The sequence below is a fragment of the Streptomyces clavifer genome (assembly GCF_036345975.1).
Taxonomy (GTDB): Bacteria; Actinomycetota; Actinomycetes; order Streptomycetales; family Streptomycetaceae; genus Streptomyces; species Streptomyces clavifer.
Window position 1 is genome coordinate 4,566,116 of sequence record NZ_CP107793.1, and the last position, 25,195, is coordinate 4,591,310.

Below are 25,195 nucleotides of genomic sequence, written 5' to 3' on the forward strand. Positions count from 1 at the left end.
GTCCGTCGGGCCCCTCGGGCCCCTCGGGCCTTCGGGAGGCCGGTCAGGCCGTCGGGGAGGGGCAGAACTCGGCCTCCAGCAGGGCCGCTTCGCTGCCCGGGTCGGGCTCCGCGTCCGCGTTGACCCGGAAGGTGAAGACGTGCCGGCCGTCCGCGGTCGCGGCGGTCCGTACGTAGCTTCCGGTGATGTGCCCGTTGTGCCCCCAGACGGTGGTACCGCAGGAGAGCGTCTGCGGATAGACGCCCATGGCGTACAGGCCCTGCGCGGCACGGGTGTCGAGCAGGGCGATCAGCTGGGCGGGAGGCAGCAGCCGGCCGCCCAGCAGGGCCGCGTAGAAGCGGTTGAGGTCGGCGAGCGTGGAGACCAGCTCCCCGGCCGCGCCCGCGACCCTCGGGTCGATGGCCGTGACGTCACGCAATGTGCCGTCGGCGGAGCGGTGGTAGCCGCGGGAGTGCGGGACGGGCAGGGTGCTGAGGGCGCCGGGGAGCGAGGTGCCGGACAGCTGGAGGGGGGTGAGGAGGCGGCTCTGTATCTCGGCGGCGTAGGGATGTCCGGTGACGCGCTGGACGACCAGGCCGAGCAGGACGTAGTTGGTGCTGGAGTACGCGAACGCGCCGGGTGCCCCCGCCGGTGAGTGGGAGAGGGCGGCGCGGATCGCCGTGCCGGGTGTCAGCGGCTGGGCGGACGGGCCTGCGGTACCCGTGACGGCGGGGTCGGAGGAGGGCAGCGCCTCGGTGTAGTCGTAGAGACCGCTGGTGTGAGTGAGGAGCGATCGCAGGGTGATGCGGGCCCCGTCGTTGCCGTGACCGTGTATCAGGCCCGGCAGATACACCTCGACGCTGTCCGACAGCCGCAGCCGGCCCTCGCCGGCGAGTTGCAGGACCACGGTCGCGACGAACGTCTTGGTGATGCTGCCCGCCCGGAAGCGGTCGCCGGACCGGATCCCGGTCCCCGCAGAGCCGTATGTGCCGTACGGTGCCGAGGTGCTGGGGCCTGCCAGAAAGGCGGCCGCCGGGGCGCCGCCCTCGACGAGGAGGCGGTGCAGGTAGGACGATGCGGGCGTGAGGTGTGGTTCGCTGGGCAGGCTCGCGGTTCCCGCGGGGAGCAGGGTCAGCACCAGCAGGGTGGTGAGCAGCGCCCTGAGTATCGGCACGGCAGGGGCTCCTTCCTCCGGCCACATCATGGCCGACCCCGGACCCGGGACCATGACCGGTCCCGGGGTGAGGGACAATGAACGCTCTGCCAGGGCGGGTTGATCGCAGAGGGGACGCATGTCGGAGGCGGAGCAGGCGCAGGGTTCCCAACGGGACAAGGACGGACGTCTCCTCGCGGGGCGGTACCGGCTCGGGGAGGTGCTCGGCCGGGGCGGCATGGGCACGGTCTGGCGCGCTGCCGACGAGACGCTGGGCCGCACGGTCGCGGTGAAGGAACTGCGGTTCCCCTCGGCCATCGACGAGGACGAGAAGCGCCGGCTGATCACGCGCACCCTGCGTGAGGCGAAGGCGATCGCGAGGATCCGCAACAACAGCGCGGTGACGGTCTACGACGTGGTCGACGAGGACGACCGGCCGTGGATCGTCATGGAGCTCATCGAGGGCAAGTCGCTCGCCGAGGCGATCCGTGAGGACGGGACGCTGACACCGAGGCGCGCGGCCGAGGTCGGTCTGGCCATCCTCGACGTGCTGCGCTCGGCGCACCGCGAGGGCATCCTGCACCGCGACGTGAAGCCGTCCAACGTGCTCATCTCCGAGGACGGCCGGGTCGTCCTGACCGACTTCGGTATCGCCCAGGTCGAGGGCGACCCCTCGGTCACCTCGACGGGCATGCTCGTCGGCGCACCTTCGTACATCTCGCCGGAGCGTGCCCGCGGGCACAAGCCGGGGCCGCCCGCCGACCTGTGGTCGCTCGGCGGACTGCTCTACGCGAGCGTCGAGGGCTGCCCGCCGTACGACAAGGGTTCGGCCATCGCCACGCTGACGGCCGTGATGACCGAGCCGGTCGATCCGCCGAAGAACGCGGGTCCGCTGGAGGAGGTCATCTACGGCCTGCTGGTCAGGGATCCCGACCAGCGTCTGGACGATGCCGGAGCGCGCGTCCTGCTCAACAAGGTGATCAACGCTCCCGAACCTCCCGTCACGCCTCCGGCCGATTCCACCCAGGTCATGGCGCTGCCCGGGACCACCGGCCCCAAGAGCGGTCCCAAGGGCGGCAGCAGGAAGAAGGCTGCCGCCGCGGCCGCGGCCGCAGCAGCCGCGTCCACGGCCGGACCGGCGAAGGCGGCCGGGACGGGAGGTTCCGCGTCCGGCACGGGCACGGCGCCCGGCGGCACAGGATCCGGGGCCGGCGCGGCCACCGGCTCCGGTACGGGCTCCGCCACCGGCGAGAGCGCCAAGGACCGGCTGCGCGGCGCGCTGAAGTCGGTGCGGAACGCGAAGGCCCCGGCTGCCGCCACGGCCTCCGCCTCCGGGCCGGCCGTACCGAAGCGCCCGGCGGGCCCGCCCGCCGCACCGCGCGCCTCGATCACGGACGTCGTGCCGCGCCGCACACTCGCGATCATCGCCGGTGTCGTCGTGCTGGCCGTCCTCGGTACGGTCCTCGCACTCACCCTCGGCGACGACGGCGAGAGCGGGAACGACGGCTCGGCCAAGGGCGACACCGCGGCGACGGCGGGAGTGACGGACGGCGGCGACGCCGACAGCGACTCCGGCAAGGGCGAGGACACCGGCACCGACCAGGGGAACGGCAAGGACGGCCAGGGCGAGGACAAGGGCAAGGCGTCCACCGAGCCCTCGCCCACCCCGGAGGCCGAGGAACCGGCGGCCCCGGACCCGGACGCCCTGCCGGCCGGGTACAGGAAGGTCACCGACAAGCGGTTCCACTTCACGATGGCGATGCCCGAGAGCTTCAAGCGCAACGGCATAGCGGGAAGCAATTCGGGCGGCATCTACAACGACGGCGGCGGCTTCCCGCGGGTCCAGATCGACTACAACTCCTCTCCCGGGGACGACGCGGCCGCCGCGTGGCGCGGGCTGATGGGCGCGGTCGCCGGAAGCAGCAGCGGCTACGAGCACATCGGCATAAAGAAGGTCGAGTTCAACGGGTACCCGACCGTCGCCGACTGGCAGTTCACGCGCAACCAGCAGGGGATACGGGTCCACGTCCTCAACCGGGGCTTCAAGGTCGACGCCACCCACGGCTACTCGATCATGATCAGCTGCAAGGCGAGCGAGTGGGACGGCGAGGAGTGCACCACGCTGCGCGAGACGGCGTTCGCCACGTTCGCGCCCAAGGACTGACGGGGCGGTAGGCCCGGCCGCGCCGAACGGAACGGCCGGGTTGCCCCGACCCGGCCGCGCCGTCGACACTTGCCACGTATCGTGAGAGGCAATGGGCCGTACGCAGCCGGGATCATGGGTCAATTGCACAGCAAGTGACCGCAATTGACGGATTCTTGCGGTCTCCGTGACCGGGGGACAGTGCGCTCTGGGGAGGCGTTGTGGACGACTATGCGGGTCGGGTCCTTGCCGACCGCTACCGCCTTCCGCTGCCCCCGTCCGATGCCTACGAACTGGTCGAGACCCGGGCGTTCGACACCTACAGCGGCCAGGAAGTCCTGATACGGCAGGTGCCGTTGCCGGAGGTCGTGGACGCGGAAGTGGTCGACGCCGACGGGCTCCCCGCAGCGGCCAGGCGTGCCACCGGGCGTACGGTGCGGCGGTCCACGGACCCCGCGGTCCGCCGGGCCATCGAGGCCGCGCAGGCGGCCGCGCAGGTGCCCGACCATCCGCGTCTGGACCAGGTCTTCGACGTGTTCGCCGAGGCCGGCTCGCTCTGGATAGTGAGTGAACTGGTCGCGGCCCGGCCGCTCGCCGCGCTCCTCGCGGAGCGCCCGCTCAACCCGTACCGGGCCGCCGAGATCGGCTCCGACGTGCTCACCGCCCTGCGGGTGCTGCACGCGCACGGCTGGACCCACCGCAACATCACCGTCCGCACGGTGCTCGTCTGCGACGACGGCCGGGTCGTCCTGACCGGTCTGGCGGCGGGTGCGGCCGAGGAGGCGCTGTGCGGATACGTCCCCGTGCCGCAGTCCGACGACGAGGACGACTACGGGCCGCCGGCGGTGGCATCGGGTCCCACCGGTCCGTACGTACCGCCCCCGCCCTCCGAGGTGGAGGCGCCCGCGACACCCTCCGCCGGAGTGCCCGCCTCGCGTCACCCCATGGAGATCGAGGCCGCGCCGCCCGCGGCCGGCGACGGCGCGGACCGGGAGGGCCAGGAGCTGGTCCCGAGGCCGGCGCATCCCGCCGTCCCGGTGGCGGAGCCCGGGGCGGGGAGCCCCGCACAGCTGCGCGCCGCCCGCGCCGGAGCCATCGCCGCCTATCGCGCGGGCGCCCGCGCCGCGGCCCGGGTCACCGAGGACCCGCAGGCCCCTGGCGCCGAGGACCCGCACACCCGTGGCGCCGAGGCCCCACAGCGGGTCACCGAGGAGCAGCGGCGCGACGGCAACGACAGCGGGGTCGGCCCCGCCGGCCCCGCCGCGGGACTGCCGCAGCTGCCCGCCGCCTGGGGCCGCGCGGCCGACGCGCCGTACGACCCCTATGACGACGAGGACGACGACGAGGAGGACGACGGACCCGGTGCCGGGCCCGGCACCGGCCCCGGCGGGCACGACGGCCCCCGGCCCCCCGGCCGCCGCGTCCACCTCGCCGGAACCTGGGGCGACGGCGCCGGCTCCGGCCGCCCCGTGCCCGCGGGAGGCTCGGGCGGCTCCGGTGAGGACGCGCTGCGCGCCGACTCCCGCCGGCTCGGCAGCGGCCCGGTGGAACGGCAGGACCGCCTGCCCCGGCCGGTGCCCGCATCCACCCCCTCCGGCGGCTGGGACGAGGTCGTCGCCGGCGGAGCCGGTACCCCCGCCTACCGCGGCCCCGCCACCCCGCTCGCCGCCGAACGCGCCCGGCAGGCCCGTATCGCCGTCGTCGGCGCCGTCACCGAGCGGTGGGCGCCCGAGCAGGCGGGCCCCGTCCACGACAACTGGCAGCTCGCCCCGCCCATCGGCCCCTCCACCGACCTGTGGGCGCTCGGTGCGCTCCTCTACCGCGCCGTGCAGGGCCACGCCCCCTACCCGGAGGAGAACGCCGCCGAGCTCGTCCAGATGGTCTGCGGCGAGCCGCCCGCCTTCGCGGAGGAGTGCGGCCCGCTGCGCCCCGTCGTCGAGTCGCTGCTGCGCCAGGACCCGACGGAGCGACCGGACTTCGAGGAACTGCGCGGCTGGCTGCGCTCCCTCGTACGCTCGGCCCCCGAGCCCGAGGCGGGCACGGACGTCGTACCGCTGCCGCCCACCGACGCCACCCGGCTGCCCGTCGTGCGCCGCCGGGGCGAGCTGGTGCGCAGGCGCCGGGGCCGCGGCGCGACGCACGGCAGGCACCGCCAGCAGAAGCCCCAGCGGTACGAGAAGCAGCCGAGGTACGACAAGCCGCCGCGCGCGCCCCGTGAGCCCAAGGGCCCCAGGGTGCTGCGCCAGCCGCCGCCCGGCAGGCAGCCCGGCGGCCGGGCGCCGCGACGGCTCGGACGTCTCCTGCTCGTGCTGATACTCCTCGCCATGGCCGCCGCCGTGGCCTACGCGTTCATGTTCATGCCCAAGGCCGGATCCGAATCGGGCACGGACACGGGGGCCCGGAAGCAGCCCTCCGGTTCCGCCGCCCCGGCGGAGCCGGATCCCGGGCCGAGCCCGTCCGCCGAGGAGCCGGACAAGGCCGGTTCCCAGGCACCCCAGACCAGCCGCTCCGCCGTGGCGCTCGCCTCGGGCTACGTCCTGCGCAAGGACGCCGAGGGGTTCGAGGTCGCCGTGCCGAAGGACTTCCAGCGGAGCCCCGCCACCACCGACCGTCAGATCCGGTACGGCAGCGACGGGTTCACGGTGCTGATCGTGCCCGGCCGCGACACCGTCAAGGCCAACGGCGACGACCCGCTGGACTACCAGCGGAGCCGCGAACCCGAGCTGAAGCCCTTCCGGGAGTCCAGCTGGGCCACGTCCACGGGCCTGCGCCGGGTCGACGTCGGCCGGCAGGCGATGGCGGAGGGGCAGTTCACCTGGCAGGAGAGCGGCGGGCGCGAGGTGTACGTCCGCAACCTGGCGATGATCGTGGACGGCAGGTACCACATCCTCCAGGTCATCGGCCCGGAGGACGAGCGGGACAAGGTCTCCGACATCTACGAGCAGGCCATCTCCGCCTACCGTGTGGGGTCCTGACCGCCCGACAGCACACGCGGCGCCGAGCATCACAGTGCGGTCTCGTGGGCGAGGGGCGGTTACGCGGCACCGCTTCCCGTCCGTAACCTGTCATTCGAAGGAATGGGGCGGGGGCACACGTGGAACATGCGCAGGGGACGGACGCGGGAATCGTACTGGCGGGGCGGTACCGGCTCGGTGAGGTCCTGGGCCGCGGCGGCATGGGCAAGGTGTGGCGGGCCCACGACGAGGTGCTCCACCGGACGGTGGCCGTCAAGGAGTTGACGGCCGGTTTGTACGCCGCCGAAGCGGACCGGGTCGTGCTGCACGCCCGTACGCAGAAGGAGGCGCGTGCCGCCGCCCGGATCACCCACCCCGGGGTCGTCACGGTCCACGACGTCATCGAGTACGACCAACGCCCCTGGATCGTCATGCAGTACGTCGACGGCCCCTCGCTCGCCGACGCCGCGAAGGAGACCGGTGAGTTCGAGCCGCGCGAGGCGGCCAGGATCGGGCTCCACGTGCTGAGCGCCCTGCGGGCCGCGCACGGCGCCGGGGTGCTGCACCGGGACGTCAAGCCGGGCAACGTACTGCTCGCGCGCGACGGGCAGGTGCTGCTGACCGACTTCGGGATCGCCGCGATCGAGGGCGACTCCACCATCACCAGGACGGGCGAACTCGTCGGCTCCATCGACTACCTGGCACCCGAACGCGTGCGCGGCGGCGATCCGGGCCCCGCGTCGGACCTCTGGTCGCTGGGGGCCACGCTCTACACGGCCGTCGAGGGGCGCTCGCCCTTCCGCCGCACCTCCCCGATCTCCACCATGCAGGCCGTCGTCGCGGAGGAACCCCCGCCGCCACTGCGGGGCGGTGCGCTGGCACCCGTGATCACGGCACTGCTGCGCAAGGACCCCGCCGACCGGCCGACGGCCGAGGAGACGGAGCGCATGCTGCTGGACGCGATGGAGGGCCGCAAGCCCCGCGCGGCGCAGGCGCACGTGCCGACGCAGCGGATCTCGGAGGAGGACCTCCTGGCCTCCTCGGTGCCCGACGGGTCGACGGCCCACCTCGCGCGGCCGGTGCCCGAGCCGGCCGCGCCCCCGTACACCCCGGCGTCCGCCGCCCGGCGCGGCGGGGGACGGTGGCGCACCGTCCTGCTGGTCGTCGCCGTGGCCGCGCTGCTCGGCGGGGCGGCCGGGCTGGCCGCGATGAAGTTCGCGGGCGACGGAGGGAGCGGCGGCACGGGGGAGCGGAGCACCGCCGGCCCGTCCGCGACGGCCGGGGGCGGCGGTGAGGGGGACGCGGACCCGAAGCCCGCGGCGAAGGAGATACCCGACGGCTGGCAGCGGGTGGTGGACCCCGAGGGCTTCAGCCTCGCGGTCCCCGAGGGATGGACGCGGCAGACGGACGGCGGCCAGATCGACTACACCCCGGACGGCGGGGCGCACCGCATCCGGATCAGCCTCGACCCGGAGCCCGACTTCGACAACTCGTACACGCACATGCTGAGCATCGAGAAGGACCTCGCCGAGCGCCTTCCCGGGTACGAGCGGCTGACCCTGCGGTCGAACACCTTCCGAGACCGGCCGGGCTCCCTGTGGGAGTTCACCTGGGTGGAGTCCAAGGACCATCCGGGCGCACGTCACGGGATCGACCAGATGTACTTCGGCGAGACGGGCGGTCCGGAGTACGCGCTCTACATGACGGGGCCCGAGGAGGACGCGGTCGAGAACCGGCAGCGCTTCGAGACGATGCTGCGCAGCTGGCAGCCGCCGGAGCAGGACGGCTGACGACGCCCGGCCCCGGGTCCGTCACCGGTACGGCGGGGCGCGGAGGCGGGCCCGCGGCCCATCCGGCCCCACGCGGCGGCGAAATGACGCGTCCCCGGGGCAGGGGATGCCGAAGCCCCCACGATTCCCCGCGCAGTCGGAAGATAGCCCCTGATCAGCAGTTATTCCGCCAGTGATCACTGGCTTGGTCTCCGGGCGGGGTCGGGGACAGTTGTAGGGTCTGTGAAAAGCTGTTACCGACGGGTACCCAAAGTGTTGCGGTGGACATACTCTCGCCCTCATGACGGACTCGCAGGCCTCCACGACCACAGCCCCCGGCACGAGTGCCGGCACCAACCCGGTGGCTGCCGCCCCCATGGGGGTGCGCACCGCAGCCGATGTGGTCACTCCCGAGGTGATCGCCCAGCTGACCCGTGGTGTCGTCGGGTCCGGCCGCACGGCCAACCACATGCCCTTCACCGGGGACAAGCTGGCCGACCTGCCCGAGTCCACCCCCGAGGACGTGGCGACCGCCTTCGAGCGCGCCCGCGCCGCCCAGCCCGCCTGGGCGGCGACCTCGATCCGTGCCAGGGCGGCGGTGCTGCTGCGCTTCCACGACCTGGTCCTGCAGCGGCAGTCGGAGGTCCTCGACCTCATCCAGCTGGAGACGGGCAAGGCCCGGCTGCACGCCCACGAGGAGGTGCTGGCCGTCGCCGTCTCTGCCCGCCACTACGGGCGCAGGGCCGCCGCCTACCTGAAGCCGAAGCGGCACACCGGAGTCGTCCCGGCCCTCACGAAGGTCACCGAGCTGCGCCAGCCGCGCGGGGTGATCGGCCAGATCGCCCCCTGGAACTACCCGCTCGAACTCTCCGTCGGCGACGCGCTGCCCGCCTTCGTCGCCGGCAACGCCGTCGTGATGAAGCCCGACACGGAGACCGCGCTGACCGCCCTGTGGGCCCGTGACCTGCTGGTGGAGGCCGGACTGCCCGCCGAGGTGTTCCAGGTCGTCATCGGGGAGGGCCCCGTCGTCGGCCCCGAGGTCGTCGAACGCGCCGACTACGTCTCCTTCACCGGATCGACCGCCACCGGCCGTGACGTGGCCCGGCGTGCCGCGGCCCGGCTCGTCGGCGTCTCGCTGGAGCTCGGGGGCAAGAACCCCATGATCGTCCTCGCCGACGCCGACCTGGAGAAGGCCGCCGCGGGTGCCGTCCGGGCCTGCTTCTCGTCCGCCGGACAGCTCTGCATCTCGATCGAGCGCCTGTACGTCCACGCGTCCGTCGCGGACGCGTTCGTGGAGCTCTTCGCCGCCCGTACGAAGGCCATGCGCCTGGGCAACTCCCTGGCGTACGGCGCCGACATGGGCTCCCTCGTCGGCGAGCGACAGCTGGAGACCGTCACCCGGCACGTCGCCGAGGCCGTGGAGAAGGGTGCCACGCTCGTCGCGGGCGGCGTCGCCCGCCCGGACGTCGGCCCGTTGTTCTACGAGCCGACCATCCTCGACAACGTCCAGGAGCCCATGGCCGTCTGCACCCAGGAGACCTTCGGGCCCGTCGTCTCGGTCTACCGCTTCACCGACGAGGACCAGGCGGTCTCCCTCGCCAACGCCACCCCGTACGGCCTGAACGCCAGTGTCTGGACCAAGGACGGACGGCGCGGCCACCGGATCGCCGCCCGGCTGCGGGCCGGCACCGTCAACATCAACGAGGGCTACGCGCCCGCCTACGGCAGCGTCCAGTCCCCGATGGGCGGCATGAAGGACTCCGGTCTGGGCCGGCGGCACGGCTCCGAGGGCATCCTCAAGTACACCGAGGCCCAGACCGTCGCCCAGCAGCGGCTGATCCCGCTCGGTCCGGCGTTCGGGATGGACGACGAGAAGTACGCAGCGGTGATGAGTCTCGGCCTCAAGGCGATGAAGGCCGTCGGGCTGCGCTGAGCCCTCCGGCCCGCCCGCCGCCCGGCACCCCCTTTCCTGCCTTTCCTTCCCTTTCCGCACCGAGGAGAGCCATGTCCCAGGACAGTGCTGCCCAGACGCAGGACCCGCCCGCCGAGGGCCCCGACGGCGACGCCGCGTACGACTACGACGTCCTCGTCGTCGGATCGGGTTTCGGCGGCGCGGTCTCGGCCCTGAGACTGAGCGAGAAGGGCTACCGGGTCGGTGTCCTGGAGGCGGGCCGCCGGTTCACGGCCGCGACCCTCCCCAAGAACTCCTGGGACATCAAGAACTACCTGTGGGCCCCGGCCCTCGGCCTGTTCGGCATCCAGCGCGTCCACCTGCTCGGGAAGGTGATGGTGCTGGCCGGTGCGGGCGTCGGCGGGGGGTCCCTCAACTACGCCAACACGCTGTACGTGCCGCCCGCGCCCTTCTTCGAGGACCGGCAGTGGGCCGGCATCACGGACTGGCGGGACGAGCTCGCGCCCTACTACGACCAGGCGAAGCGGATGCTCGGGGTCCGGCTGAACCCGACCATGACCCCGGCGGACGTCCACCTCAAGGCGACCGCCGAGGCCATGGGTGTCGGCGACACCTTCCACTTCGCCCCGGTCGGCGTCTTCTTCGGGGACGGCCGGGACGCCGACGGCACGTCCCTGGCGAAGCCCGGCGCCTCGGTCGCCGACCCGTACTTCGGCGGCGCGGGCCCCGCACGCAAAGCCTGTTCCGAGTGCGGCGAATGCATGACGGGCTGCCGCCACGGGGCGAAGAACACCCTCAACGAGAACTACCTGTACCTCGCGGAGAAGGCCGGTGCCGTCATCCACCCGATGACCTCCGTCGTCGCGGTCACGGAGGACCCGGACGGCGGCTACCGCGTGTCGACCGTCCCCACGAACCGTCGCAGGAAGGCGAAGCCGGCCGTGCTGCGGGCGCGGAAGGTGGTCGTGGCGGCGGGTACGTACGGGACCCAGACCCTGCTGCACGCCATGAAGGACGAGGGGCTGCTGCCGCGGATCTCGGCGAAGCTCGGTGAGCTGACCCGGACGAACTCCGAGGGCCTGGTGGGCGCGCAGACCAGTGACCGCCGCTACCGCAAGAAGCACGGCACCGCCAAGGCCGACTTCACCCGGGGCGTCGCCATCACCTCGTCGATCCACCCCGACGAGAACACCCACATCGAACCGGTGCGCTACGGCAGGGGATCCAACGCGATGGGCGCGCTGACCATCCTCCAGGTGCCCTACAGCAGGCACCGGGTGCTGAGCTGGTTCGGCAACGTGGCCCGGCACCCGTGGCTCACCGCGCGTTCGCTCTCCAACCGCCGGTGGTCGGAGCGGACCATCATCGGCCTCGTCATGCAGTCCGTGGACAACTCGCTGATCGCCTACCGCAAGCCGGGCGGCATCGGCAAGGGCCTGCTCACCGCGCGGCAGGGGCACGGGGCGCCCAACCCGACGCAGATCGCGGAGGCGACGCAGGGCGCGACGCTCCTCGCCCAGGAGATCAACGGCTTCGCCGGGTCGAACGTCGGGGAACTGATGGGCACCCCGCTCACCGCGCACTTCCTCGGCGGTTGCCCGATCGGGGCGAGCGCCGAGGAGGGGGTCATCGACCCGTACCACCGGGTGTACGGGCACCCGGGCATCTTCGTCGTCGACGGTTCGGCGGTCTCCGCCAACCTGGGCGTCAACCCGTCGCTGACCATCACCGCGCAGGCCGAGCGCGCGATGTCCCTCTGGCCCAACAAGGGCGAGCCCGACCCGCGTCCGGCCCAGGGCCTGGCGTACGAGCGGCTGGCCGCGGTGGCGCCGAAGGCGCCCGCTGTGCCCGAGCAGGCCTTCGGCGCTCTGAAACTGCCGTTCCTGGCGGTGCCCGCGGTGCCGCCGAGGTCACCCGCCCCAGGGGCCGATGCTCCAGGGGCCGGTGGTCCGGGGACGATCACGGCCGGGACCACCGCTTCGGAGGCCACGGCGACGAGGGCCGGTGCTCCCGGGCCCACCGCGGCCGGGACCACCACCCCGGAGTCCACCGCGACCGGGGCCTGAGCGAGGAGACACCAAGGGGCTGCACCCCCCTCCGAGTGCAGCCCCTCAGGCTTTCAGCGGTGCGGCGCCCTACGCGGCGGCGTCACCGTTGTTGCGGCGCCGCACGACGAACATCGCGCCCGCGCCGAGCACCACGGCCGTGCCGCCCGCGAGGGCGAACATCGGCGTCGTGGAGGACGAACCGGTCTCGGCGAGCGTGCCGCTCAGCTGGGTGGTGTGGGCAGGCTTCTCGGCCGGAGCCGGAATCTTGCCACCCTCCTGCGGCTTCTTGCCGTCGTCGTCACCGGCGTCGACGATCTGGAACTTGTACGCGACGTCGCTGAAGCACGGCAGGGTCTCGAAGTCCTCGCCGAAGACGAGTCCGCCGCCGAGGCTGAAGCCGGCGCCCAGGGGCGCACTCGCCTGCACCTTGATGCGCAGGGCGATGTCGACCTCGTACCCGGGCTTGATCGCGTCGGACTCGCCGACGTAACCGGACGAGGTGCCCAGCTCGTCCAGGTCCTCCCAGGTGCCCTCTTCCTCGTTGAGCGCCTGGAGCCGGACCTGCTTGGAGCTGAAGAGCTCCTCGCCGGCCTTGTCCGCCGAGGCACCCGCGAAGAAGACCACGTTCTTCACGGTCTTCTTCGAGTTGTTGTAGATGTTGAACGTGAACGTGTCCCAGCCACTGCCCCGGACGATCTTCCCGGAGAGGCCGTTGACGGACAGGTTCAGCGGGCTCGGCTCGCACTCACCGAGCTCCTCGTCCCCCTCCTCCTCTTCCTCTTCCTCCTCCTCGGACTCGGAGGCGCTCGGCGTCGGGGACACCGACGCGGTCTCCGACCCGGTGGGGGCGGGGGACGTGGTCTCGGGGGTCTCCTCGGCCGGCTCGGTGGTTTCGGGGGCCTCGGGGGAGTCCGTCGCGGACGGCGAAGCGGACCCGGTCTCCTCTGCGGGCGCCGTCTCGCCGGGCGTCTCGTCCGGGGTGGCGGTGGCGGAGGTGGTGTCGGTCGGCGTCGGGGTGCCCGACGCGAACGCGGCCGGCGCCGACAGCAGGACGACGGGGGCTATGACGGCGGTCGCGGCAGCGACTGCCATGGTGCGGCGGAGCTTCAAATGGTGCCTCAGCGGGTCCGTGGTACCGCTTGGGTCAGCGGTACGGCGAGAAGGAGTGAACGGGCCTGCCGTTGTGGGGCACGGAACGAGCCGGTGTGTTCGACATGCATGACCTGCGGACCGGAGAAACGGTTGTCCTGGATCTCACAGGAACTTTATGTGGCGCTCGCCACACTCGGGCCTGTGCTCCGCTCCGTGATCATGGCCCGTGCGACTCTTCGTACTGCTGCGCGGTCGGACTTCTCGTGCGTCACAGCAGTAACACAGCTTCTGCCGATCCCCAGAGGTGCGCGATGACACGCCTTTCCCCGAGAACCGCGCTGCGCCGCACCGGGAGCGGCCTCGCCGCCGCCGGGCTGCTCACGGCCGGTTCGCTCGCCCTGGGTGCTCCGGCGCAGGCGGCCGACCCCGTCCTCACACTCGGCGGTCCCGCCGCGACGGCCCTCCACCCCTTCCCGGAGGACGGGTCCCCGCGGAGCTCCTCGCTGACGCTCACCGTCGACGACCCGGCTCAGGACGGCTCCGGGTACGAGGGCGAGGTGACCTACACCGTCGACCTGGGCGGGATCGCGGGCATCGCCGACGTCTCCGTCGCCGAGGACACCGGAGCGGACTGCAGGATCACCGGTGCCACGGCCGTCTGCCGTGACCAGGGTGTCCACCCCGGCTCCGTCGCCGACTTCGACCTCACGGCGGCCGAGGGCGGCGCGGAAGGCGCGACCGGCACCGTCACGGTGACCGGCGCCGCGGACGGGGTCACCTTCACCCCGTTCTCCACCGAGGTGACCATCGGCGGCCCCGACCTGGTCATGAAGAGGCTCCCGTTCGAGCAGACGCTCGTGCCGGGGGACGTGCAGCCGGCCCCCATCACGTTCGCCAACGAAGGCACGACGGCCGCCGACGGTGTTCTGCTGACCCTGGTGTACTCCCGCGGCCTGGAGATCCCCGAGCGCTACGCCAACTGCGAGTACAGCGACGGGGCGGGGCAGCGGTCACCAGGCGCATTCGCCTGGTCCACCGCGCTGTGCTCGGTCGAGGGCGCGTACGAGCCGGGCGCCGTGTACACGCTCGCGGTACCGCTGTCGGTCGAGGCCACCGAGCGCGCGTACCTCGACACGTTCGTCTACCGCATCGCCGAGGACAGCGCCTCCCAGCGCTCCGCGCAGCGCGCGGGAGCGCCCTTCACCCGGGGCACAGGTCCGGAGCTGGCCCTGAAGAAGGTCACCGCCTCCGCCCGCGGCGCGGACCTCGACCCCCGGGACAACCAGCAGGAGGCCGACTTCCGCACGGAGAACACCGCCGACTTCGTGGCGACCGGCGGCAGGAGGACGGGCTCCGTGGGCGAGACCGTCACCGCGGAGGTGGGGTTCCGCAACGAGGGGCCGGCCTGGATCGGCCACCTCCGCTCCGGCGAGCCGGTCGCCGCGGTCGACTTCACCGTCCCCGAGGGCGCCGAGGTCACCGGGAAGCCGGCCTCCTGCAAGGGCGTGACGGCCACGGGCGCGTACCGCGAGCAGCAGCTCGGCGCACCCCGCTACGTCTGCGACACGGCCATGGCGGTGCGCGACGGAGCGGAGACCGGGCTCCCGTTCGCTCTGAGGATCACCGAGGTGGTTCCGGACGCCACCGGCGCGGTCACCGTCAGGAACACCCGCCTCGCCGCTCCCGGGCTGCCCTTCGACCCCGAACCCGCCAACAACACCGCGCAGCTGGTGCTGAACCCCGTGAAGGCGTCGGGGGACACCGGCGGCACCTCGCACGGCACCACCGGAACGAGCGGCTCCACCGGCGGTGACACCCCGGGCTCGACGTCCGGGACGTCCGGCAGCCCGGGTGCGTCGTCCACCTCCGGCTCCACCGGTTCCCACCTCTCGGCCGGTCCGGCGTCCGCGGACACGGGCGGTGGTCTCGCCTCCACCGGTTCGGTCGCGTTGACGGCATCCGTCGCGGCGGCCATGGCGCTGGTGGCGGGCGGGGTGCTGTACGTGACGACCCGGCGCCGCGTCGGGCGGGGCTGAGGCCCGCACCCGTACCCGCCCCGGACCGAGGACGGCCGGCCCCGGGCGTCCCCGGGACCGGCCGCACGAGGGTGACCGGCCTGCTGTCCCCTGCCGTCCGGTCACACACGCCGGAACGCGGTCCCACGACGTACCTGCGGTACGTCACACGTCCCGACGGAGCCCTGCGTGGTTCTCTGCCGCTGCCGCCCCTGGCTGGCACGGACACACGGATCAACGACGCCGCCCGGAGACCGGTCACGCGCCGTACGGGTGAGACCGGTGCCGAACGCGGGTGCGGCCGTACAGCCCTCCCGTACGTCACACCCGGCCGCGGCACAGCTCCAGCAGCGTCATGGCCAGTGCCGTTCCCGGCTTGCCCAGGGCGTCGCTGTAGTGGCCGAGGACGTCCATCTCGCGGGAGAGGTTCACCCGGCGGCCCCCGGACGTGATCCTCGCCTCCTGGATGACCGCGGAGACGGCCATCCGTTCCTGGACGAGACCGATGATCCGGTCGTCCAGGGCGTCGATGCGCGACCGGGCGCCGCCGATCAGGGAGGCCGCCTCGTCGGTGTGCGCGCCGGTCCGCTCGGCGGCGGTCTTCGTGGGGGTCGTCTTCGTGGTGGTGGTGCTGTTCATCCGTGACTCCTGAGGGGTGCGGCCCCCGGAGCGACGGGCCCCGAACGCCAGAACGCCCCGGGCCTGTCGGCCCGGGGCGCCTGGAACGTTGCTCGTCAGTTGCTCAAGCAGCACGACCATGGCAGCCGGCGGGCCGGGTGCCATAGGTAAAGACGAAGGTCGTGTGCTGACGCATGGGGGCAAGTATGGCCCCGCTCCGGGACCGGGTCCACGCGGGGCCCGGATGGTGAGACGGGAGCCCGGCAGGGGGTGGTCCCACGGCCGGTAGAATTGGGAGGACCGACCCCCTCTCCACCGCCGGAAGGCCGCCCCGTGCCAGCAGCGCCCCCCGCCGCCCCCGACACCACCACCGACGTGGTTCTGGTTGTCGACTTCGGCGCCCAGTACGCCCAGCTCATCGCCCGCCGGGTCCGTGAGGCCCGGGTCTACAGCGAGATCGTCCCGTCCACGATGCCGGTGGCCGAGATGCTGGCCAAGAACCCCCGGGCGATCATCCTGTCCGGCGGTCCGTCCTCGGTGTACGCGCAGGGCGCGCCCAGCCTCGACCGTTCGCTGTTCGAGGCCGGGGTCCCGGTCTTCGGCATGTGCTACGGCTTCCAGCTGATGGCCACCACGCTGGGCGGCACGGTCGACGACAACGGCGCCCGCGAGTACGGCCGCACCGCGCTCGCCGTCTCCAAGGCCGGCTCCACCCTGTTCGAGGGCACGCCCACCGAGCAGTCGGTGTGGATGTCGCACGGCGACGCCTGCTCCGCCGCCCCCGAGGGCTTCACCGTCACCGCGTCCACGGACGTCGTCCCGGTCGCCGCCTTCGAGAACGACGAGAAGAAGCTGTACGGCGTCCAGTACCACCCGGAGGTCATGCACTCGACCTACGGCCAGCAGGTACTGGAGCACTTCCTCTACCGGGGCGCGGGCATCGAGCCGACCTGGACGACCACCAACGTCGTCGAGGAGCAGATCGCCCTGATCCGCGAGCAGGTCGGCACCAAGCGCGCCATCTGCGGCCTCTCCGGCGGCGTCGACTCCGCGGTCGCCGCGGCCCTCGTGCAGAAGGCCATCGGCTCCCAGCTCACCTGCGTGTACGTCGACCACGGTCTGATGCGCAAGGGTGAGAGCGAGCAGGTCGAGAAGGACTTCGTCGCCTCCACCGGCGTCAAGCTGAAGGTCGTCGACGCCGAGAAGCGCTTCCTCGACGCGCTGGCCGGCGTCTCCGACCCGGAGCAGAAGCGGAAGATCATCGGCCGCGAGTTCATCCGAGTCTTCGAGCAGGCACAGGCGGAGATCATCGCCGAAGCCGCAGAGGGCGAGGACGTCGCCTTCCTCGTGCAGGGCACCCTCTACCCGGACGTCGTCGAGTCCGGCGGCGGCACCGGCACCGCCAACATCAAGTCCCACCACAACGTGGGCGGCCTCCCCGAGGACATCGAGTTCCAGCTCGTCGAGCCGCTGCGCCAGCTGTTCAAGGACGAGGTCCGGATGGTCGGCCAGGAGCTCGGCCTGCCGGAGGAGATCGTCCAGCGCCAGCCGTTCCCCGGCCCCGGCCTCGGAATCCGCATCGTCGGTGACGTCACCAAGGAGCGGCTCGACCTGCTGCGCGAGGCCGACGCCATCGCCCGCGAGGAGCTGACCGCGGCCGGCCTGGACCGCGACATCTGGCAGTGCCCGGTGGTCCTCCTGGCGGACGTCCGCAGCGTCGGAGTCCAGGGCGACGGCCGCACGTACGGTCACCCGATCGTGCTGCGTCCCGTCTCCTCGGAGGACGCGATGACGGCCGACTGGTCGCGCCTGCCGTACGAGACCCTGGCCAAGATCTCCACCCGCATCACCAACGAGGTCGCCGACGTCAACCGTGTCGTCCTCGACGTGACGAGCAAGCCGCCGGGCACCATCGAGTGGGAGTAGTCCCACGGCGGTCCGCTTCCGGACCGCCCGGACCCGTGCCGACGCCGCTGCCCTCCGGGGTGGCGGCGTCGCCGCGTTCCGGGGACGCGCGGGTGGATCCGGTCCCGCCCGTCCTCCCGGCCCTGCCCGTGACCCGGTCCGCCCGGGGCGAAAAGCGGTCGTCCGGCCCGCCGACGGCGTGGCAGGATCCGCGCCCATGTCCGCCGACGAAGCCCGCACCCTCATGTCCGCCCCGGGGAACGACCACCTCACGTGGAACACCCCGCTCTCCGAAGAGCACGCCGCCCGTCTGATCGCCGCCTGCGCACCCGCTCCGGGGGCGCGGATCGCGGATTTCGGCAGTGGATGGGGCGAGTTGCTGATGCGCCTCGTGGAGGCGGCACCCGGGAGCACCGGGGACGGCGTCGAGACCGACCCGGAGGCGGTGGCACGCGGACGGCGTCTGGCCGGGGAGCGGGGGCTCACCGGCCGGGTGCGCTTCCACGAGGTGCCCGCGGCCGAGTACCCGGGGGCCGGATACGACCTGGCCGTCTCCATCGGCTCCGCGCACGCCTGGCCCGGCGGCACCCCCGAGGCACTCGAGGCGCTGCGGGCCGCGGTGCGCCCCGGCGGGCGGATCCTCCTCGGGGACGGGTTCTGGGAGCGTGAGCCCTCGGCGGCAGCCCTGGAGGGGCTCGGCGCCGAGCCGGGCGACTTCGGCACACTCCTCGGTCTGGTCCGGCGGGCGGAGGCCGCCGGCCTGCGGGCGCTCCAGGTCACCGTCGCCGATCAGCGCGAATGGGACCTCTTCGAATCCGCCGCCAACATCGGCCGGGGCGAGCGCTGGGCACTGGCCCACCCCGGCCATCCGCTGCAGGCCGACGTGACGGCGGCCGTCGACGCCCGCCGCACCGGCTACTACGGGGGATACCGTGGAACGCTGGGTCTCGCGTACCTCGTGCTCAGCGCCTGACATTCGTACATGTGGACGACATGTACGCGCAGCCCGCCCCAGTGCGGGACGGGCCCGCTCCGTACGGCACAATTCGCAATAATCACAAGTGAGTTGGTTGTACCGGGGCGGGAAAGGGCGGAGCTCTCCGTGGCGTTGGACGAGGCGAGAACGAGCAGCACGCACGGCGGTGGCTGTACGTGCGGCGACTGCCCGCACGGAGCACGCGAAGGACATCGGCGCGCGGTGGCGGCCTTCCTCGTGAAACGGGACGAACTGGCGGCCGGCAAGGGCCTGCCCGCCGGGGTCGCCCAGTCCGCGTCGGCGTCCCGGCAGTGGGTGTCGGACGAGCTGACCGAGTCGGCCCGCGCCGTCGCCGAACGCAGCCGCGAGGCCGGCGACGTCTGGCTCCACGTGGTCTGGCGGCGCACCCTCGCCCTCGTCTGGGGCGGCGTCGCCCTGCTGATCATCGGCGAGGCCGTCACCGCCATCGGCGCCGGCTGGTCCACCGCACGCACCGCCGGCCTGATCGCCGGCCTCGTCACCGCGGGCCTGCTGACCGGTGCCGCACGCCTCCACCGGGCCCGCGGCGGTCTCCTCGCCCCCCTGATCGGCGAGGACAACCGGCTCTCCACCTCGCGCACCGTCGCCGCCTCCTGGGTGCTGCTCGCGGTCTTCGCCGTCCTCGTCCTCGCCCTCCAACTGGCCGGCGCCTCCGACCACGCCGACCGGGACGAGCTGATCGAGGGCCTGGACCTGGTCCGTTCGGCCGGCGTGCTGACCGTGCTCGCGCTGGTGTGCGCCGTCGCCGTTCTCGTACGCCGGGTGGTGACCGTGCGCGTCCTGGGACAGCGGCTGCAGAAGCTGCGCGCCGACCGGCCGCGGGCCGCCGACCTGCTCACCGACGACTCCGGGCGCGGCAGCTTCACCGATGTGCAGTACGTGCTCGTCAGCGCCGTCGCCGTGCTGTTCGCCGCCGTCCGCCTCGCCCGCCGCCCCGAGCAGCTGCCCGACCTCCCGTGGGGCCTGGCCATCCTGGTGGCCGTCTCCGCCGCGACGTACTTCTCCGGGAAGTACGCGGAGGGCGGCCGTCCGGTCATCCTGTCGGTCGTGCGGGCCCGGGAGGCCGGGGACCTGGACGCCCCGATCCGCACCGGCGACGACATCGAGATCCGCGGCGCCGGCTTCGTACCGCCCGGCGCGGGCAGCCCGGACCGGCTGGCGCGGGTGGTCGTCCGGATCGGCCGGGTGCATGTCCACGTGCCCCTGATCCCGGTCGCCGGAGGCTTCGCCAACCCGGCCGACACGGTGCTGACGGTGCCCGTACCGGTCGAGGTCGAACCGGGCATCGTGGACGTCCAGGTCATCACGGCGGCGGGTGTGGAGACCAACCCCTGCTCGATCGACGTCACGGACTGAATCCACCGGACCGCGCACCTGGTGAGCCGCGCCCGTACGGCGTACGTATGGTCTGTTCGAAGGGCCAACGGAAGGCGGGGCAGTGATGCACGGGTACGGCGGCGGTTCCTACGGACTGAACGAGCCGAGAAGTATGCGGGACCGGGCGCGGCAGTACGCGCTGCTGCCCCTGCGGATCTTCCTCGGCGTCACCTTCGTCTACGCGGGGCTCGACAAGCTGACCGACAGCGCGTTCATGTCGGCGGGCGGAGCCGGGTCCATCGGCGAGATGATGAACGCCGTACGGGACACCTCGGCGATCCCGGGCCTCGTCGACCTCGCGCTGAAGAGCCCCGAGGGCTTCGGATACGCCATCGCGTTCGGCGAGCTCGCCGTCGGTCTGGGCACCCTCCTCGGGTTGTGGGCACGGCTCGCGGCCCTCGGCGGTGCGCTGATCTCGCTGAGCCTGTGGCTGACCGTGAGCTGGCAGACCGAGCCGTACTACTACGGCAACGACCTGATCTACCTCATGGCCTGGCTGCCGCTGCTGCTCGCGGGCGCCGCCGAATTCTCCGCCGACGCCCTCCTCGCGTCACGGCGGCGGCGCAGCCGGTAGCTCAGCCACGTCACCGCGGCCGAGAGCCCGAGCCCTCCGAGGAACACCGGGGCGGCGAACGTCCACGGAACGTCCCAGGCGCCCGCGGCGTCCGCCGCGTAACCGCCGGCCAGGGCGAGCATCGTCAGGCCCGCCACCGCGCGGCCGGGCCGGATCTCATGGCGCAGCACGGGTGACCTCCACCTGTCCGATACCGACTTCCATGCGCAGCTCGACCGTGCCGGCCGGTTCGCTGCCCTTCTCGGGTCCGATCGTCCTCCGCGTCCGCCGGTCGGGGGCGACGTCCACGTCCTCGCGGGTCTCGGAGGGCAGCTGGACGTCGCCCAGCCCCACCTGGGCGTACAGCTTCACGGTCACCCCGCGCGGTACGACGACACGGGCGCGCCCCACCCCGACCCCCAGGCCGGTGCGCAGCGTGTCGCCCTCCGGGACGATCACCCCGGAGAGATCGAGCTCCGCGGCCCCGGTGCCCAGCTCGTACCGCGGCTGTACCGCAGCCACCGAGGCCGGACGCCAGTCCTCGCGCACCCAGTCGGTGCCGATGTCCTTCGGTACGGCCGAGGCACCCGCCAGCAGTCCCGCCGTGATCACCGCCAGCACGATCGTGCCGAAACCCGTCCGGCCGAGGACGGAGGCGATCAGCAGGCCGAGGCCGAACACGGCGAGCGCCGCGGCGAGCCCGAGCTGCAGGCTCGTCCCCAGCGGCTGCCGGTCCCAGCTCAGCCCCGTACCCAGGCCGCCCGCGACCAGCGCGAGCAGGAAGACGACACCGCCGATCGAGCGTGGCCCCCGGGTCCCCGGCGCACGGTGGGGCGCGCGGTACGGGGAGTCCGGGGCCGCCCCGCGGCTGCCCTTCGCCGCCGCGTCGGGCGCCGCGTCCGCGGGTCCCCACAGATAGCCGGGCCCCACCGGGCCCGTCGTGCCGTCCTTGACGATCGGATCCCGCCACCAGGACGGGCTGCCCGGCGTCGGCGGCGCCTTCACCTCGGGCGGCGCTCCGTGGCCCGCCGCGTGCGCGGCACTTCCCGGTGCCTGCGCCGCCGCGCCCGGTGGGTCCTCGGGGGCCGTCCTGCGGTGCTGCGTCCACACGGAGAAGCCGATGACGGCCAGCGACAGCATCGCGGCGAAGGCCAGCATCCCGCCGTTGTGCAGCATCGACAGGAGCAGCCCGCAGCCCACCAGCGCCAGCAGCAGCGCCACCAGGGAAGCACCCTCGACCCGGCCCGACAGCAGCCGTCGTGCCTCGTTCTCCTCCTCGCCCTCCAGGGGGAGGAGGAGCCAGGCGAAACCGTAGAAGATCAGGCCGATGCCACCGGTCACCGACAGGACGCCCAGCACGATCCGGAAGATCACCGGGTCCACGTCGCAGTACCGGCCGAGTCCGCCGCACACCCCGGCCACCACCTTCTGCCGCGGGCTGCGCTCCAGCTGCGGTTTCGGCCCGGAGGGCGGCGAGACGCCGGACGCGGTGTCCTGGGGAACGGTCATGGCTCCATGGTGACGGCCCGTACGGCCCCGCGGGACCCGCGACGACCCTGGCCGATCCCTGATATTGCCCCCGGCACCCCGTGAGGGGCCGCCCGCGGACCCGGATCCGCCGCCCGTCCACGCCCGCGCACGGAACAGCGGCTTCTCAGGGTCGGTTCCGGGGCCGACCCTGATGCCACGACCGGCCGGGACATGTGACGATCGGTGCATGCCAGCCGCCACGACCCGAGCCCCGGGCCCCCACGCACCGGACCTGGAGGAGCCGACGCTGCGCAAGCTGTACCGCAGCGCCGACGGACGGCTGCTCGGCGGCGTCGCCCGCGGGCTCGCCGGTCACCTGGGACTGCCCGTCGCCTGGGTGCGCTTCGTCTTCCTCGGGCTGTTCTTCGCGGACGGTCTCGGAGCCCTCCTCTACGCCGTGTTCTGGATCGTCGTCCCGCTCGGAGTGGGCGGGGTGGAGACCACGCGGTCCGTCTTCGAGACGTCCGTCTTCGAGACCGCCCCGGACGGCCGGCGCAGGCTCCGCAAGCCCGACAAGGGCCAGGTGTTCGCCCTGGTCGCGCTGCTCGTCGGCGCTGTGGTCTTCGTCGGGAACGTCGACATGGGCAGCGAGGCCGACCGCTACATCTGGCCGACCCTGCTGATCGGAGCGGGCTCCGTCCTGGTCTGGCGCCAGGCGGACAACGCGCGCCGGGCCCGCTGGATCGAGGTGGGCCGCCGCCGACGGGTGCTCCAGCTGGCCCGCGGCCTGGCCGGCGTCGCCCTCGTCGGACTCGGCCTGGCCGTCTTCATGGTGGTCCGCGGCTCGGCGGCCCAGCTCGGCAACGTACTGACCGCCGCCATCGCCGTGCTCACCGGCATCGCGCTGCTGGCGGGCCCCTACCTGGTGCGGATGACGCAGGACCTCTCCGAGGAGCGGCTGATGCGCATCCGGGCCCAGGAGCGTGCCGAGGTCGCGGCCCACGTCCACGACTCCGTCCTGCACACCCTCACCCTGATCCAGCGCAGCGCCGACGACGGCGGCGAGGTCCGCAGGCTCGCCCGTGCCCAGGAGCGCGAGCTGCGCAACTGGCTGTACAACCCGGAGGGCACCGGCAAGGACGAGGACGACGAGCCCACGAGCCTCGCCGAGGCGGTCAAGCGGGCCGCCGCCGAGGTCGAGGACAAGCACGGCGTACCGCTGGAGGTCGTCGTCGTCGGCGACTGCCCCCTCGACGAGAAGCTGGCCGCCCAGATGCAGGCCGCCCGCGAAGCGATGGTCAACGCCGCCAAGTACGGTGGCGAGGGCGGCGCCGTCCAGGTCTTCGCGGAGGTCGAGGGCCGCACGGTCTTCGTCTCCGTACGGGACCGGGGGCCGGGTTTCGACCTGGACGCCGTACCGGACGACAGGATGGGCGTACGAGAATCAATCATCGGCCGGATGCAGCGCAACGGCGGTACGGCGCGACTGCGTTCGGTGCCCGGCGGGGGCACGGAAGTCGAGCTGGAGATGGAGAGGGCGAGCCAATGACCGAGAACACCGAAGCCACCGGGGGCCCGGAGCGACGGGTACGGGTCGTGCTCGTCGACGACCACCGGATGTTCCGCACCGGCGTCCAGGCCGAGATCGGCCGCACCGAGGAGACCGGGGTCGAGGTCGTCGGCGAGGCCGCCGACGTCGACCAGGCGGTCACCGTGATCACGGCGACCCGCCCCGAGGTGGTCCTCCTCGACGTCCACCTCCCCGGCGGCGGCGGCGTCGAGGTGCTGCGGCGCTGCGCCCCGATGATGGGTCAGGTGGAGAACCCGGTGCGCTTCCTGGCGCTGTCCGTCTCGGACGCCGCGGAGGACGTCATCGGAGTCATCCGGGGCGGCGCCCGCGGGTACGTCACCAAGACCATCACCGGTACCGACCTGATCGACTCCGTCTTCCGGGTCCAGGACGGCGACGCGGTGTTCTCGCCGCGACTGGCGGGCTTCGTCCTCGACGCCTTCGCCTCGACGGACGCGCCGCCGGCCGACGAGGACCTGGACCGGCTGACGCAGCGCGAGCGCGAGGTGCTGCGGCTCATCGCCCGGGGTTACGCCTACAAGGAGATCGCCAAGCAGCTGTTCATCTCGGTGAAGACCGTCGAGTCGCACGTCTCGGCGGTGCTGCGCAAGCTCCAGCTCTCCAACCGGCACGAGCTGACCCGGTGGGCGACGGCGCGACGGCTGGTCTGAGCCCGCCGGGCCGCGGAGGCGGGGCCGGCGTCGGCAGGGGCCGCGTCGGCGCACGGCCGGGTCCACCCCGTCTCCGGGCCCGCCACCGGCCTCGGGGCCGGCCCGGGGCGGTCGGGGTCGGGTCCGGACCGGCTGCCGGTTTTTCAGGGGGTTTCCTGGGGGGCGTCCCGGTCCGCGTCCTGGACGAGTGAGATGTTGATCTTCTCGCCGACCCTGCGGTACCCGACGCCCGCGTAGATCCGCTCGACCTCCGGGCTGCCCGGCTCCAGCCAGACGGTGTGGCAGCCGCGTCCGAACGCCGTGGTGGTCAGCCAGGCGGACAGCGCGGCACCGACACCACGGCGGCGGAAGGATTCTGCGACCGCGAGGCCGGCCAGTTCGCTGATGCCGTCGACCGGCACCGAGCAGCCGCCCGCTCCGGCGGGTTCGGAGCCGAACACGGCGAGCGCCGCGACGCCTCCGCCTGCCACGGCCCCGCGCAGCCAGGCGATCTCGCCGTCGTCGGGGCCCCCTTCACCGCCGAACCCCGTGTGCTGGACGGCCGCGGCGGCGGTGAACTCCGCGTCGGTCACGGGCTCGGCGATCCGGAGCCCGTCCACCGGCTTCGGTGGGAGGAGCCCGTCCGTGGTGCAGGCGAGCACCGGGGCATGGCTCTCCACGGTGAAGCCGGCGGCCAGCAGGGCCGGTCCGACGGCGGGCGCCCAGGACGGCAGGTACTCCAGGCGGGGCAGCCGGCCCCGCTCGCGGAACGCCGCGACGAGGTCGGCGACCTCCTGCGCGCTCGGTTCCGCCCCCCGGTCCGGGATGGCGTAGTTGGCGAACTTCAGCTCCCAGTCCGGGTTGTGGCGCACCGTGAAGGGGCCGATCCGGTAGTGGTCGGGGGAGCGGAGGGTGAGCGCACGCGCGTAGTTCTGGACATCGGCGTCCAAGGGCACGGGGAGCCTTCTCTCT

At 73.1% G+C, this 25,195-nt stretch carries 17 protein-coding genes; 12 read left to right on the forward strand and 5 right to left on the reverse strand.

All coding sequences use genetic code 11. From position 1 onward, the window contains the following. Window positions 1-43: 43 nt before the first annotated feature. Window positions 44-1,153, reverse strand: coding sequence for a serine hydrolase domain-containing protein (locus OG927_RS20105; RefSeq protein WP_408058077.1), 1,110 nt, complete (start codon window positions 1,151-1,153; stop codon window positions 44-46). Window positions 1,154-1,271: 118 nt separating this feature from the next. Between OG927_RS20105 and OG927_RS20110 the strand changes: the two genes are divergently transcribed. The 5 genes from OG927_RS20110 (at window position 1,272) to OG927_RS20130 (ending at window position 11,976) form a co-directional block, all read left to right on the forward strand. Beyond that, the gene (locus tag OG927_RS20110) at window positions 1,272-3,296 is read left to right on the forward strand and encodes a serine/threonine-protein kinase (RefSeq protein WP_330320568.1); all 2,025 of its coding nucleotides are present in this window, start codon (window positions 1,272-1,274) and stop codon (window positions 3,294-3,296) included. 200 nt (window positions 3,297-3,496) lie between these two features. Next, complete coding sequence (locus OG927_RS20115; RefSeq protein WP_330320569.1) at window positions 3,497-6,250, forward strand: protein kinase; 2,754 nt, start codon at window positions 3,497-3,499, stop codon at window positions 6,248-6,250. Window positions 6,251-6,369: 119 nt separating this feature from the next. After that, window positions 6,370-8,019, forward strand: a complete 1,650-nt coding sequence (locus tag OG927_RS20120; protein ID WP_056796426.1) for a serine/threonine-protein kinase — start codon at window positions 6,370-6,372, stop codon at window positions 8,017-8,019. Between the two features lie 280 nt (window positions 8,020-8,299). Next, the gene (locus OG927_RS20125; RefSeq protein WP_056796423.1) at window positions 8,300-9,931 is read left to right on the forward strand and encodes a succinic semialdehyde dehydrogenase; all 1,632 of its coding nucleotides are present in this window, start codon (window positions 8,300-8,302) and stop codon (window positions 9,929-9,931) included. Between the two features lie 71 nt (window positions 9,932-10,002). Continuing rightward, window positions 10,003-11,976, forward strand: coding sequence for a GMC family oxidoreductase (locus OG927_RS20130; protein ID WP_330320570.1), 1,974 nt, complete (start codon window positions 10,003-10,005; stop codon window positions 11,974-11,976). Between the two features lie 69 nt (window positions 11,977-12,045). Here the strand turns inward: OG927_RS20130 and OG927_RS20135 are convergent, their stop codons facing one another. Then, window positions 12,046-13,050: an LAETG motif-containing sortase-dependent surface protein gene (locus OG927_RS20135; protein WP_330320571.1), complete on the reverse strand. Its 1,005-nt coding sequence runs from the start codon at window positions 13,048-13,050 to the stop codon at window positions 12,046-12,048. A gap of 311 nt (window positions 13,051-13,361) precedes the next feature. On the opposite strand from OG927_RS20135, the gene OG927_RS20140 reads away from it, so the two are divergent. Continuing rightward, the gene (locus OG927_RS20140; RefSeq protein ID WP_330320572.1) at window positions 13,362-15,086 is read left to right on the forward strand and encodes a peptidase; all 1,725 of its coding nucleotides are present in this window, start codon (window positions 13,362-13,364) and stop codon (window positions 15,084-15,086) included. Between the two features lie 300 nt (window positions 15,087-15,386). Here the strand turns inward: OG927_RS20140 and OG927_RS20145 are convergent, their stop codons facing one another. Beyond that, the gene (locus tag OG927_RS20145) at window positions 15,387-15,704 is read right to left on the reverse strand and encodes a chorismate mutase (protein ID WP_056796415.1); all 318 of its coding nucleotides are present in this window, start codon (window positions 15,702-15,704) and stop codon (window positions 15,387-15,389) included. A gap of 312 nt (window positions 15,705-16,016) precedes the next feature. Between OG927_RS20145 and guaA the strand changes: the two genes are divergently transcribed. From guaA to OG927_RS20165, 4 genes are all read left to right on the forward strand, one after another. Next, complete coding sequence (gene guaA / locus OG927_RS20150; RefSeq protein WP_056796412.1) at window positions 16,017-17,609, forward strand: glutamine-hydrolyzing GMP synthase; 1,593 nt, start codon at window positions 16,017-16,019, stop codon at window positions 17,607-17,609. 196 nt (window positions 17,610-17,805) lie between these two features. Next, the gene (locus tag OG927_RS20155) at window positions 17,806-18,561 is read left to right on the forward strand and encodes an SAM-dependent methyltransferase (protein ID WP_056796408.1); all 756 of its coding nucleotides are present in this window, start codon (window positions 17,806-17,808) and stop codon (window positions 18,559-18,561) included. 129 nt (window positions 18,562-18,690) lie between these two features. Continuing rightward, window positions 18,691-19,959, forward strand: coding sequence for a hypothetical protein (locus OG927_RS20160; protein ID WP_209469883.1), 1,269 nt, complete (start codon window positions 18,691-18,693; stop codon window positions 19,957-19,959). An 85-nt stretch (window positions 19,960-20,044) separates the two neighbouring features. Further along, window positions 20,045-20,554 carry a DoxX family protein gene (locus tag OG927_RS20165; RefSeq protein WP_330320573.1) on the forward strand — a complete coding sequence of 170 codons (510 nt, stop codon included), beginning with the start codon at window positions 20,045-20,047 and terminating at the stop codon, window positions 20,552-20,554. Window positions 20,555-20,710: 156 nt separating this feature from the next. On the opposite strand, the gene OG927_RS20170 is transcribed toward OG927_RS20165, so the two are convergent. Continuing rightward, window positions 20,711-22,042 carry a PspC domain-containing protein gene (locus OG927_RS20170; protein WP_330320574.1) on the reverse strand — a complete coding sequence of 444 codons (1,332 nt, stop codon included), beginning with the start codon at window positions 22,040-22,042 and terminating at the stop codon, window positions 20,711-20,713. A 208-nt stretch (window positions 22,043-22,250) separates the two neighbouring features. Between OG927_RS20170 and OG927_RS20175 the strand changes: the two genes are divergently transcribed. Together OG927_RS20175 and OG927_RS20180 are read left to right on the forward strand one after the other, a co-directional pair. Next, window positions 22,251-23,552, forward strand: a complete 1,302-nt coding sequence (locus tag OG927_RS20175) for an ATP-binding protein (RefSeq protein WP_056796391.1) — start codon at window positions 22,251-22,253, stop codon at window positions 23,550-23,552. Further along, a complete protein-coding gene (locus tag OG927_RS20180; RefSeq protein WP_056796387.1) occupies window positions 23,549-24,244 on the forward strand; it encodes a LuxR C-terminal-related transcriptional regulator in 696 nt (231 codons plus the stop codon). The genes OG927_RS20175 and OG927_RS20180 overlap by 4 nt, the downstream gene beginning before the upstream one ends. Window positions 24,245-24,387: 143 nt before the next feature. On the opposite strand, the gene OG927_RS20185 is transcribed toward OG927_RS20180, so the two are convergent. After that, window positions 24,388-25,179 carry a GNAT family N-acetyltransferase gene (locus tag OG927_RS20185; RefSeq protein WP_330320575.1) on the reverse strand — a complete coding sequence of 264 codons (792 nt, stop codon included), beginning with the start codon at window positions 25,177-25,179 and terminating at the stop codon, window positions 24,388-24,390. Between the last annotated feature and the right edge of the window lie 16 nt (window positions 25,180-25,195).